Here is a 12916-nt window from a genome sequence, read left to right on the forward strand (position 1 = left end):
TTTCGGGAGGTACTTATGCTAAATAAAGAACTAGAGTCAAGCCTTAACGGTGCATTTGCTCGGGCGCGAGATAAACGCCACGAGTTTATGACTGTCGAACACCTCCTACTTGCATTGTTGGAAAATGATGCAGCTAAGGAAGCCCTTCTAGCTTGTAAGGCGGATCTTGACGCTTTACGCAACGAACTCGATATTTTCATCGATCAAACTACGCCTCTTATCCCAGATAGTGATGAGACGCGTGAAACGCAGCCGACTTTGAGTTTTCAACGTGTACTACAACGCGCCGTCTTTCATGTACAGTCGTCTGGTCGTAATGAAGTAACAGGCGCCAACGTGCTTGTTGCTATCTTCAGTGAGCAAGAGTCGCATGCCGCTTACCTACTGAAGAAAAATGACATCTCCCGATTAGATATTGTTAACTTCATCTCCCACGGTATTACTAAAGCATCAGGTGCAGGTGAGGATTCATCATCAGACTCGTTTAGCTCAGAAAGTGTTGAAGAGCCTAATTCTGAAGAACGCCTAGAAAGCTTTGCGACGAATCTTAATCAAGTCGCTAAAGATGGAAACATCGACCCACTCATTGGACGTGATAAAGAGTTAGAGCGCACTATTCAGGTACTTTGTCGACGCCGCAAGAATAATCCACTACTAGTGGGTGAGGCAGGGGTTGGTAAAACAGCCATAGCGGAAGGTCTTGCATGGAGAATTGTCGAAGGGCAGGTCCCTGAGGTTATTCAAAACAGCGTGATTTATTCACTAGATATTGGTTCTTTGCTCGCTGGTACCAAATATCGCGGTGATTTTGAAAAGCGCTTCAAGGCGATTTTGAAACAACTTGAAAAAGAAGAAGATGCCATTTTGTTCATCGATGAAATACATACCATCATCGGTGCAGGCGCGGCATCTGGTGGTCAAGTCGATGCAGCAAATCTTATTAAGCCTCTTTTAAGTAGTGGTAAGTTGCGTTGTATTGGTTCGACGACATACCAAGAATACAGCAACATTTTCGAGAAAGAGCGTGCGTTGTCTCGCCGTTTCCAAAAGATAGACGTTGTAGAACCTTCATTAGATGACACAACTAAAATCTTGATGGGCTTGAAGCCGAAGTACGAAGCTCACCATGAAGTACGTTATACCAATAAAGCACTGCGTGCCGCGGTAGAACTGTCGGCTAAATACATTAATGAACGCCATCTACCAGATAAGGCCATTGATGTCATTGATGAAGCTGGTGCTCGTAGTCGTCTTGCTCCTGCAAGCCGTCGTAAAAAAACGGTCGGAGTGGCTGATATCGAATCAATGGTTGCCAAAATGGCGCGAATTCCAGAGAAGTCGGTTTCTTCTTCAGATAAAGACATTTTGAAAAACTTAGATAGCAAAATGAAGATGTTGGTATTTGGTCAAGATAATGCGATTGATGCATTATCCGAGGCGATCAAGCTGACACGTGCAGGTTTAGGTGTAGACAACAAACCTGTTGGTTCATTTTTGTTTGCAGGCCCAACAGGGGTTGGTAAAACAGAGGTGACGGTGCAGTTATCTAAGCTTCTAGGTATCGAGCTACTTCGTTTTGATATGTCTGAGTATGGTGAGCGTCACTCCGTAAGTCGCTTAATTGGTGCGCCTCCTGGTTATGTCGGTTATGACCAAGGTGGTTTGCTAACTGATGCTGTTATTAAGCACCCACATTCAGTCGTATTACTTGATGAGATTGAAAAAGCGCACCCTGATATCTTTAACCTGCTGTTGCAAGTCATGGATAACGGTACGCTAACGGACAACAATGGTCGCAAAGCAGACTTCCGTAATGTCATTCTTGTTATGACAACTAACGCAGGAGTGGCGGAAACCGAGAAGAAATCAATTGGTTTGATTCAACAAGACAACAGTCATGATGCAATGGCGGAAATTAAGAAGGTGTTTACTCCTGAGTTCCGTAACCGTCTTGATAACATCATCTGGTTTAACAGCCTTGATGAAAGCGTTATCCATCAAGTGGTTGATAAGTTCATTGTTGAACTGCAAGTGCAACTTGATGCGAGAGGCGTTTCAATGGAAGTATCGCAAGACGCTCGCCATTGGTTAGCACATAAAGGTTATGACAAAGCTATGGGGGCTCGCCCAATGGGGCGTGTTATCCAAGAACAGCTTAAGAAGCCTTTGGCTAACGAACTGTTGTTTGGATCTTTAGTTGACGGCGGTACAGTGAAAGTAACGCTGGTCAACGATACGCTTGAGTTTGAATACTTAAGTGAGAAAGAGACAGCGATGCATTAATCGTTAGTCGGTAACAAACGCAAAAGCGCACGAGAAGATCGTGCGCTTTTTTATCTGAACTAAATCGGAAAAAATTATGCAATAAAAAACGGAGCAGCTTGCTCCGTTTTTTATTGCATCCGAAAATCAGAGATTAACGAGCGCGGAAGACGATGCGGCCTTTTGACAGGTCGTATGGAGTCATCTCTACAGTTACTTTGTCACCCGTTAGGATACGGATGTAGTTCTTACGCATCTTGCCAGAGATGTGAGCAGTCACAACGTGACCGTTTTCAAGTTCAACACGGAACATAGTGTTTGGTAGAGTGTCAAGGACTGTGCCTTGCATCTCGATTACGTCTTCTTTAGCCATTTAATCCTCTTTAGAAATTAGGCAATATTAGCGGGCTATATTCTGCCGCTAAATAGTAATTATGTAAAGTTGAGGCGTATTCTACCCTCGCCAACGCTGATTTACTAGCCTTTGGTGGCGTTGAAAGCGTGTTTTGTAGCTCATTGCTGGGCACTCATCAATCTGATATCCCAAATATAGCCACTGTTGTTTGTTTTCTTGGCAGTATTTAATTTGATAAAGCACCGCTAATGTCCCAAGAGATAACTCGTAGTCAGGGTCAAAGAAAGTATAAAAAGCACTCGAGCATTGTGGCATCAAATCTGTCACCGCAATGGCGAGCAATTGATCTGATTCATCGTAAATGTGTAAAAACGACGTTGTCAGCCAGCTAGTTTGAGCAAATCGAGCAAACTCATCACGCTTTGGTGGGTACATAGTGCCGTTTTTATGCCGTTTGCAGATGTACCGACTGTAAAGCTCAAACCATTCCTCATCCATTTCAGGTTTCATTTCCCAGCGTAAAGACTGTGCTTTATTAAGCAGCCTCTTCTGACTTTTTGATAATCTAACGTCTGGAATCGAGACTCGAATTGGCTGGCAAGCGGTGCAATGCTCGCAATGCGGTTTATATATGGTATCTCCGCTACGACGAAAACCGTTAGCCATGAGCAACTGGTAATTTTCTTCAGTATGCAGCCTTTCATCAAGCGCCACCGCAACCCGCTCTTGCCGTTCAGGCAAATAACTACAAGGGTGATTATTCGTCAACCCTATTCGAATATGTTGTATATCCGTACTCATACTGAATCCTGCAAAACTTGGGGCTGATAGGCATCAAATAGTGTTTGCTTTTCTCTTAAAGATAGTAGTTTTTGCATAAATTCGTCACGCTCAAGTTCAAATGCGCCAAGTGATGCCAAGTGAGAATTCATAACTTGGCAATCGATTAATTGACCTTGCTTTGACGCCAAATGGTTGCATAAGTACCACAATGCAATTTTGGATGCGTTATCTTTTAGGCTAAACATCGACTCCCCGCAAAAAAGTTGGCCCACGCAGATGCCATATAGTCCGCCAATCAGGTTGTTGTCATGCCATACTTCTACAGAGTGACAGTGACCAAGTTTGGCTAACTCAATGTAGGAAGCTTGCATTTCCTCGTTGAGCCATGTTTCCTCTGCAGGGCGTGTTGAAGAACATAGTCTAATCACTTCTTCTGTCGCGAAATTGAGTGTTACTTTATAGTTATGTTTACGCTGAAATTTTTTGAGACTTTTAGATGGCTTAAACTGCAATGGGTCAAACACAGCGCGCGGAGAAGGGCTCCACCATAAAATAGGTTCACCAGGACCATACCAAGGGAAAATGCCTTGATAGTAACCATTGAGGATTCTCATGGGGTTTAAGTCACCACCAAAAGCCAGCAAACCATTGGGGTCGCTGAGTGCTTTATAGGGTGAGGGAAAGTTGAACGTTTCATCGAGTTCAGTTAAATAAATAGCCATAAGAAGTCGTTACCAACATTGGAGTCAGAGGAGTTTATGATGACCTGGTTAAGAAATATCGTAAAAGTATGGCTTGGGATCATACTGTTTTTACCACTTGTCGCCAACGCAGCCTATGAAAGAAATGTTGCCAAGCCAGTTAATGAAGTAGTTTACGGGAAGATTGACTCTGTCCGTTATATTACTCAACAAGAGGTTGTTCAATCGAAAAGTAACGGTTGGAAGACACTACTTGGTGCCACTATCGGTGGTTTAGTCGGTAATCAATTTGGTGGCGGTACGGGAAGAGAAGTCGCGACGGCAGTGGGTGCGCTTGCAGGTGCCGCAGTTGCTCAAAACCAAAGTAATTACCAATACACGGTTGAATATAAGTTAGTTGAGCTACTCATCAAAGTGAAGGGTGATAAGCTAATTAATGTCATCCAAGATGTTGATAAAAATATGTTATTTAGTCGAGGGGATGAAGTTCGTATTTTATATTTTGATGATGGAGTCAGGGTTGATATCACTTATTAACCCTAGGTTGTTTTAGTCTAACGAAGCCTAATCAGGCATGTACAGTCGGGCTGGCTTATCGTCAAATAAAGTCGAAATAGTTTGCTGTTTCGCCGTGCTTCTTTCGCTCTGATTTACATCGCTGGCAATGCCTTTAATTCTGTATCTTTAGGCTGCTTGAGGATATTCATAAATTAGCGCCGATTTACTCTGGTTTTGTCGTGTTTTTTTGGGTAGTCTGAATTCACGAAGAATTGTTTAGCCCTCATAAAAAATCGTATGTTGAGGGCACAAAGGATTATCAACTTTTAATGGAAAGCCTAACGTTACAACCTATCAATAAAATTCAAGGGGAAGTGAACCTTCCTGGCTCTAAAAGTGTTTCTAATCGAGCTCTTTTACTTGCTGCTCTTGCTAAAGGCAGAACTCGCCTTACTAATCTCCTCGACAGTGATGATATTCGTCATATGCTGAATGCGCTGACTAAACTAGGCGTTCAATACCAACTTTCCGAAGATAAAACAGAATGTCTCGTTGACGGCCTTGGGCGTCCGTTTTCTGTCTCAGAGCCGGTAGAGTTATTTCTCGGCAATGCTGGCACTGCGATGCGACCATTAGCTGCGGCTCTTTGTCTTGGAGAAGGGGAGTATGTACTGACGGGCGAACCTCGTATGAAAGAGCGTCCAATTGGTCACCTTGTCACGGCACTGAAAGATGCTGGTGCGAACGTTGAGTACATGGAAAACGAGAACTTTCCGCCTCTCAAAATAATTGGTACTGGCCTAAAAGCAGGTACAGTTTCTATCGATGGGTCCATTTCAAGTCAGTTCTTGACCGCTTTCTTAATGTCTGCGCCATTGGCTGAAGGTGAAATTCGCATCAACATCGAAGGCGATTTGGTTTCTAAGCCTTATATCGATATCACCCTGCATATCATGAAGCAGTTTGGAGTCGATGTGATCAACAACGACTATCAAGAGTTTGTGATCCCAGCCGGTCAGCAATACATCGCTCCAGGCGATTTCTTGGTTGAAGGTGACGCGTCTTCTGCTTCTTACTTCTTGGCGGCGGCAGCCATCAAAGGCGGAGAAGTTAAAGTCACGGGTATCGGTAAAAACAGCATTCAAGGTGATATTCAATTTGCTGATGCGCTTGAAAAAATGGGTGCAGAAATTGAATGGGGTGATGACTACGTAATTTCACGTGTTGGTCAATTAAAAGGCATTGATATGGATTACAACCATATCCCTGATGCTGCAATGACCATCGCGACAACAGCGCTATTTGCCGAAGGCACTACCGCTATTCGTAACGTTTATAACTGGCGTGTAAAAGAAACAGACCGTTTGTCAGCTATGGCGACTGAGTTACGTAAAGTTGGTGCGGAAGTGGAAGAAGGGGAAGACTACATCATCGTCAAACCTGTCTCTCAGTTAAAGCATGCTGCGATTGATACTTACGATGATCATCGAATGGCGATGTGTTTTTCGCTGGTGGCACTTAGTGATACGCCTGTGACGATTAACGATCCAAAGTGTACGTCGAAAACGTTCCCTGACTACTTCGACAAACTTAAGGCTTTAAGCTGCTAAATATTCTGACCTGAAACCGGAAAGCCAGAGTGAATAACACTCTGGCTTTTTTGTTTCCCAATACTATTTAACCAGCGTAAATTCCTTAGAAAGGTGATGCGCTAAGTATTTGAACATATTGAATACTGCAGTCGTATTTGAAGTTGGTAAACCTTTGTCATCAAGGAAGTATTCACCTTTAAAAACTAAAACACCTTCTTTTTCTTCTACACTTGTTGCTCGCATTCCCTCGATGTAATCATCGTGCTCTTGGATGATTTGGTTAGCGATCAAAAGAAGGTCGAACTCTTCGATAAGCGTTCTATCAGACATATTCTTTCTACCATTCTATTCAGTTAAGAACGCTGAGTATACCTACAACTAAAATGGGGTTGCATGATTAATTCAGTCAATCGTTCAGTAAGACTAAACAGATCAATTTTTAGAGTGTAAATATGATGCGGAGGAAGATGGCAGAGTATTGAACGAAACTATTTTGTGATGGGTAACAAAATTTATTGCATTGGATTAGCGGATGCTAAGTTTGCCTGTTTAGATATGCCGCTCAATACCTTTCAGAACCCTGTCTCTTTGAAGTATAAAGACGATGAATTGTCAACCAATCGGATCTGAATTTCAAAAAAGCAGTTGATCTTCTTTTCATCTCGCACAATAGTAAAAAAAGAAGCAATGAAATAGAACATTATGCGGGTGGCCTTTAAACAAGGTTTCTACCCGCATTATTATGAAGGACGTTAGAGTCAGTTATGGGTAAATCACTCGTTATAGTGGAGTCACCAGCCAAGGCAAAGACGATAAATAAGTACCTTGGTAAAGACTTTATTGTTAAGTCTAGTGTTGGTCATGTGCGTGATCTGCCTACGGCCGGTCAAAGCACTGGTGAGAAAAAAGCCGCAGCCATCTCAACTAAAGGGATGAGTCCGGAAGAGAAAGCGCGCGTTAAAAAAGAGAAAGACCGCAAAGCGTTGATCAAAAAGATGGGGATTAACCCATATCATGACTGGGAAGCGAATTACCAAATCCTTCCAGGCAAAGAAAAAGTTGTCAACGAACTACAAAAACTCGCCAAAGACGCAGATTGCGTTTATCTCGCAACCGATTTGGACCGCGAAGGGGAAGCAATCGCATGGCACCTTCGTGAGATCATCGGTGGCGATGAAGAGCGATACAAACGTGTAGTTTTTAACGAAATTACGAAAAACGCGATCCAACAAGCTTTCCAGACACCTGGTGAGCTGAACATGGATGGTGTAAATGCCCAACAAGCACGTCGCTTCATGGACCGTGTCGTTGGTTTTATGGTTTCACCTCTACTTTGGAAAAAAGTGGCTCGTGGCTTATCTGCTGGTCGAGTGCAGTCTGTTGCGGTGAAACTGTTAGTTGAGCGTGAGCGTGAGATTAACGCGTTTGTACCAGAAGAGTTCTGGGACATTCATGCGAATACGAAAACGAAAGACAAAGCGGACTTTAAACTGCTTGTTGCTCAGAAAGACGGTTCTGCGTTTAAGCCAGTTAATGAGGCAGAAACCAAAGCAGCGATGTCTGTACTTGAGAATGCAAGTTACGAAGTATGTAAGCGTGAAGACCGCCCTACAAAGAGCAAGCCTTCAGCACCTTACATCACCTCTACGCTTCAACAGGCAGCGAGTACACGTCTGGGCTACGGCGTGAAAAAGACCATGATGCTAGCTCAGCGCCTCTATGAGGCCGGTTACATCACTTATATGCGTACTGACTCGACTAACCTAAGTGCCGAGGCTGTGGACGCTGTACGTGACTTTATTGGTTCTGAGTTTGGTGATAAGTACCTGCCAGCGAAACCATTGACGTACGGTAGCAAAGAAGGGGCACAGGAAGCGCACGAAGCGATCCGTCCTTCAAATGTGGGTGTTAAGGCGGAAGACCTGCAAGGTGTCGATGCTGATGCGCACAAACTTTACGCTTTGATTTGGAATCAGTTTGTAGCGTGTCAAATGACGCCAGCAGAATACGATTCAACAACCATCAGTGTAAAAGCGGCAGAATACACGCTTAAAGCGAAAGGCCGTATCCTTAAATTTGACGGCTGGACTCGTGTACAGCGTCCAATGGGCAAAAACGAGGATACAATCCTTCCTGCGGTACAACTTGGCGATAAGCTAAGCTTAGAGTCACTTGACCCTAAACAGCACTTTACAAAGCCACCTGCGCGCTACACTGAAGCAGCACTGGTTAAAGAGCTAGAGAAACGAGGTATTGGTCGTCCGTCGACTTACGCATCGATCATTTCTACGATTCAAGATCGTGGCTACGTGAAAGTTGATCAGCGCCGTTTCTACGCTGAAAAAATGGGTGAAATTGTTACTGACCGCCTTGATGACAGCTTTAACGATTTGATGAACTACGACTTTACTGCGCGTATGGAACAGAAATTGGACCAAATCGCTGAAGGTGAAGTGAACTGGAAAGCTGTGTTAGACAACTTCTTTGCTGATTTTACTGGCGATCTTGAAAAAGCGGAGCTGGATGAGTCAGAAGGCGGTATGAAGTTAAACCACATCGTCATGACGGATATCGAGTGTCCGACGTGTAGCCGTCCAATGGGCATCCGTACTGCTTCAACAGGTGTATTCTTAGGCTGTTCAGGTTACGCGTTACCACCAAAAGAGCGTTGTAAGACAACCATCAACTTGGGTGACGAAGAAGGTATTATTAACGTTCTAGAAGAAGACGTTGAAACCGCAGCTCTTCGTGCTAAAAAGCGTTGTCCGATCTGTGAAACAGCGATGGACGCATACCTGATTGATGACAAGCGTAAGATGCATGTTTGTGGTAATAACCCGAACTGTGAAGGCTACCTTGTTGAATACGGCGAGTTCAAAGTAAAAGGCTACGATGGTCCAGTTGTTGAATGTGACAAATGTGGCTCTGATATGGTGCTTAAGAACGGTCGCTTTGGTAAATACATGGATTGTACGAGCGAAACGTGCAAGAACACTCGTAAGATCTTGAAGAATGGCGAAGTCGCGCCCCCGAAAGAAGATCCTGTTCATTTCCCCGAGTTGCCATGTGAAAACTCAGATGCGTATTTCGTACTTCGTGATGGTGCTTCAGGTCTATTTATGGCGGCAAGCAACTTCCCTAAATCGCGCGAGACACGTGCTCCTTTGGTTGCTGAACTGGCGCGTTTTGAAGAGCGTTTACCTGAGAAGTTCAAATACCTAGCAACTGCGCCGCAAGAAGATCCTGATGGTCGTCCTGCTGTTGTACGCTTTAGCCGTAAAACAAAAGAGAACTACGTTCGTTCGGAAGAGAACGGTAAGCCAAGTGGTTGGACAGCGCTCTTTGTTGACGGTAAGTGGGAAGTCACTGATAAGCGTAAAAAAGCGAAAGCATAAAAACGTACGATCTAAGTAATGTAAAAAGGCAGCGATATCGCTGCCTTTTTTGCGTTTTGTTTTTGCGTAAAGGCCACTGTGTTGTTCGTATAGCTCTTTGCTGCTTTGACTGAGTTTTGCTGACGCGAGAAGATCCCAGCATCAATATTTCGTAGTCGCTGATGTATTTTTTATGTAAAAAATATTTGTTGTAACTTTCATTTTGCATTCACATATTTGTTATACATTGGGCTAAAAAATCGGCGGTGTAGTGAATCCGTTCGTAAATTGTTTTCACAATGTAATCGTTTGCTTTTCCATGTGTGATCTAGATATCGTCTTGAGTACGCAAGAGCTGTATGGTACACAGAATGGCGTATTAAAAATTGTAATTTAGAACCCGCTTAGATAATTTATTACAAAAATTAGTGCAACTGTGTGCATTGTTTGCGTCAAAAAATAAGGAAAGAGTGGACGTTGCATACTGGAAGTGCCGTAGCTTTTTTATCCGTGTTGTAAGAGTTCACAGAAACTCAGAGACGGTTGCTAAATGTATTCGCTTGACTCCCCGAGTATGACTCATTCAAGCGAGTACCAAATCCAAGCTATAACGATATGGAGAACAACAAATGGCTGGTGTTTTGGGAATGATTCTTGCTGGCGGTGAAGGCTCTCGTTTGAGACCTTTAACGGAATCTCGCAGTAAACCTTCGGTACCGTTTGGTGGTAGTTATCGATTGATCGATTTTGCTCTAAACAATTTTGTTAATGCGGACCTGATGCGCATTTACGTCCTAACCCAATTTAAATCTCAATCTTTATTCCATCACTTAAAAAAGGGGTGGAACATCAACGGCATTACAGACCGCTTTATCGATCCTATTCCCGCTCAAATGCGTACTGGTAAACGTTGGTACGAAGGGACGGCGGACGCGATCTATCAAAACCTGCGTTTTATGGAGTTAGAGGAACCAGAGCAAGTTTGTATTTTTGGCTCTGACCATATCTATAAGATGGATATCAAACAAATGCTGAACTTCCACTCAGAAAAGCAGGCTTCTCTGACGGTATCTGCATTGCGCATGCCACTAAAAGAGGCGTCGCAATTTGGGGTTATCGAAGTGGATAGTGAAGGCCGTATGATTGGCTTTGAAGAAAAACCAGCAAATCCGAAGTCGATTCCTGGTGACCCGGATTACGCTTTAGTTTCAATGGGTAACTATGTTTTTGAAGCTCAGGTACTGTTCTCAGAGTTGGTCGAAGATGCGGATAATGAAGCTTCATCACATGATTTTGGAAAGGACATCATTCCAAAGATGTTCCCTAGAGGTGATGTGTTCGTGTATGACTTCAGTACCAACAAAATCAGTGGCGAAAAAGAAGAGGTGTACTGGCGTGATGTCGGAACTATTGATGCGTACTGGCAAGCGCATATGGATCTGCTAGAAAAAGATGCACCATTTTCGCTGTACAACCGTAAATGGCCATTGCATACCTACTACCCACCATTGCCACCTGCGACATTTACCGACTCTGATAATGGTCGTGTGCAGATAATCGATAGTTTAGTGTGTAATGGCAGCTATGTTAGAGGCTCAAGAATCGAAAAGTCGGTGCTTGGTTTTCGCAGTAATATTGCTTCTGCTTGCGATATCAGCGAATGTATACTTCTTGGTGACGTAAAAATTGGCGAAGGATGTGTTTTACGTCGTGTGATTGTCGACAAGGATGCCGATATTGCTCCTGGTACTCAGATTGGTGTGAATCTTCAAGAAGATAAAAAACACTTCCACGTGTCTGAGGAGGGCATTGTTGTTATTCCGAAAGGAGCTCGAGTTGGCTACTAACAACTTATCTATTCTGTTTGTAGCTTCTGAGGTTGAAGGCCTCATTAAAAGTGGTGGCTTGGCAGATGTTGCCAAGGCACTACCGGAAGCCCTTCAAAACCTACAGCAAGACGTAAGAATTACCATCCCTGCGTACAGCAGTATTGATAAACTCGCAGACGCAGAAGTTGTATTAGAAACAGAATTAACATCATGGCCGCATACGGAGTATCGAGTTTTGCGGCTCATGTTAGGTCAAAATCCTGTTTACCTGATTGATTGTCCGCCGTATTTCAATCGACCATCAATGTATGCGGAGAACAACCAAGCGTATACTGATAACGGCGAGCGCTTTGCGTTTTTTAGTGCAGCATGTCTCGATATGTTACCCAAGCTCGCCTTTCAACCTAATATCATACACGCGAACGATTGGCACACAGGTCTTGTTCCATTTTTGCTCAAGCACAGGTATGGCAATGATCCGTTTTTTGCTCATACTAAAAGCGTCATTTCAATTCACAATGCGGTCTTTAAAGGCGTATTTAGTTATGAAGACGTGCAGTGTTTGCCAGAGTTTCATTATAGAAACGTTCCCGATGCTGCGGTGAGTGCAACGCATATTACGATGCTTAAAGCTGGTGTAATGAATGCAGATAAGATAAACGCGGTTAGCCCTACGTACGCAGAGGAACTAAAAACAGAGCTTGGCAGTCATGGAATGGCTTGGGAGTTTCAGCAACGCGCGCAGGACTTAGTTGGTATTTTGAACGGTTGTGATTACAGCGCTTGGAATCCGGAAACTGATACCTACTTGCCGGTTAATTACTGCGCCGACCAGCAAAGTATGTCGCAAGGGAAGAAAGCTTGTAAAAAAGCATTACAACAACGACTAAATTTGCCCGAAAAAAATGTAGCTATGTTCGGTATGGTTTGTCGGTTGACCCAGCAGAAAGGCGTTCATTACTTGTTGCCTGCTTTGGCCGATTTTTTGAAGCACGATGTTCAGCTAGTTGTCGTTGGGACCGGAGACCCTGTTCTTGCCGCTCAGTTACGAGAGGTTGCCGCGCGGTTTTCTAGCAAATTTGCCTTTGTAGAAGCGTATGACAATGAACTTGCGCATATCGTTGAAGCTGGTTCTGATTTCTTCTTGATGCCTTCTGAGTTTGAACCATGTGGCTTAAACCAAATCTATAGTATGGCTTATGGGACATTACCGATAGTACGCGGTGTTGGTGGCTTAAAGGACAGCGTTAGCGATTATGATGTAAACCCATCTGAAGCAACGGGGTTTGTTTTTTTCGAACCGACACCGCAGGCATTGTTGTTAACGATGCTAAGGGCACTGTTGCTCTACGCTCAAAACGAGCCTGAAGTGAATAAAGTACAGTTGCACGCGATGCAACAAGACTTTTGTTGGCAAAAGGCCGCAGAATCTTATTTGCAGCTTTACCACTCAGCGTTAGTTTGACTTAAAATTGTAACGAAAGGCACCGAATGAGGTGCCTTTATTATCTTGAGTAAGGGG

Annotated in this window: 10 protein-coding genes; 6 read left to right on the forward strand and 4 right to left on the reverse strand. The window is 43.7% G+C overall.

Going from position 1 to position 12916, the window contains the following annotated elements; genetic code table 11:
• The first annotated feature begins 15 nt into the window (after window positions 1-15).
• The gene (gene clpA, locus R8O11_RS06340) at window positions 16-2283 is read left to right on the forward strand and encodes an ATP-dependent Clp protease ATP-binding subunit ClpA (RefSeq protein ID WP_005387879.1); all 2268 of its coding nucleotides are present in this window, start codon (window positions 16-18) and stop codon (window positions 2281-2283) included.
• A 133-nt stretch (window positions 2284-2416) separates the two neighbouring features.
• Here the strand turns inward: clpA and infA are convergent, their stop codons facing one another.
• The 3 genes from infA to aat form a co-directional block, all read right to left on the reverse strand.
• Window positions 2417-2635 carry a translation initiation factor IF-1 gene (infA, locus tag R8O11_RS06345; protein WP_001040192.1) on the reverse strand — a complete coding sequence of 73 codons (219 nt, stop codon included), beginning with the start codon at window positions 2633-2635 and terminating at the stop codon, window positions 2417-2419.
• Between the two features lie 81 nt (window positions 2636-2716).
• Complete coding sequence (locus R8O11_RS06350) at window positions 2717-3418, reverse strand: arginyltransferase (RefSeq protein WP_005378346.1); 702 nt, start codon at window positions 3416-3418, stop codon at window positions 2717-2719.
• Window positions 3415-4122, reverse strand: coding sequence for a leucyl/phenylalanyl-tRNA--protein transferase (gene aat / locus R8O11_RS06355; protein WP_005387881.1), 708 nt, complete (start codon window positions 4120-4122; stop codon window positions 3415-3417). Before aat ends, R8O11_RS06350 begins: the two co-directional genes overlap by 4 nt.
• Window positions 4123-4161: 39 nt before the next feature.
• On the opposite strand from aat, the gene R8O11_RS06360 reads away from it, so the two are divergent.
• The gene (locus tag R8O11_RS06360) at window positions 4162-4638 is read left to right on the forward strand and encodes a glycine zipper 2TM domain-containing protein (protein WP_005378348.1); all 477 of its coding nucleotides are present in this window, start codon (window positions 4162-4164) and stop codon (window positions 4636-4638) included.
• A gap of 290 nt (window positions 4639-4928) precedes the next feature.
• Window positions 4929-6209 (forward strand): 3-phosphoshikimate 1-carboxyvinyltransferase, encoded by a 1281-nt coding sequence (gene aroA / locus R8O11_RS06365; protein WP_017634728.1) that lies wholly within the window; start codon window positions 4929-4931, stop codon window positions 6207-6209.
• A gap of 63 nt (window positions 6210-6272) precedes the next feature.
• Here the strand turns inward: aroA and R8O11_RS06370 are convergent, their stop codons facing one another.
• Window positions 6273-6521, reverse strand: a complete 249-nt coding sequence (locus R8O11_RS06370) for a YciN family protein (RefSeq protein ID WP_042522113.1) — start codon at window positions 6519-6521, stop codon at window positions 6273-6275.
• 434 nt (window positions 6522-6955) lie between these two features.
• Between R8O11_RS06370 and topA the strand changes: the two genes are divergently transcribed.
• The 3 genes from topA to glgA all read left to right on the forward strand — a co-directional run bounded on the left by topA (window position 6956) and on the right by glgA (window position 12859).
• Entirely contained in the window at window positions 6956-9586 is a 2631-nt protein-coding gene (gene topA / locus R8O11_RS06375) for a type I DNA topoisomerase (RefSeq protein ID WP_005378351.1), read from the forward strand.
• 608 nt (window positions 9587-10194) lie between these two features.
• Complete coding sequence (gene glgC, locus R8O11_RS06380) at window positions 10195-11412, forward strand: glucose-1-phosphate adenylyltransferase (protein WP_017634726.1); 1218 nt, start codon at window positions 10195-10197, stop codon at window positions 11410-11412.
• A complete protein-coding gene (gene glgA / locus R8O11_RS06385; RefSeq protein ID WP_042522112.1) occupies window positions 11402-12859 on the forward strand; it encodes a glycogen synthase GlgA in 1458 nt (485 codons plus the stop codon). The genes glgC and glgA overlap by 11 nt, the downstream gene beginning before the upstream one ends.
• Window positions 12860-12916 lie beyond the last annotated feature (57 nt).

Source organism: Vibrio sp. 1288, assembly GCF_033344475.1.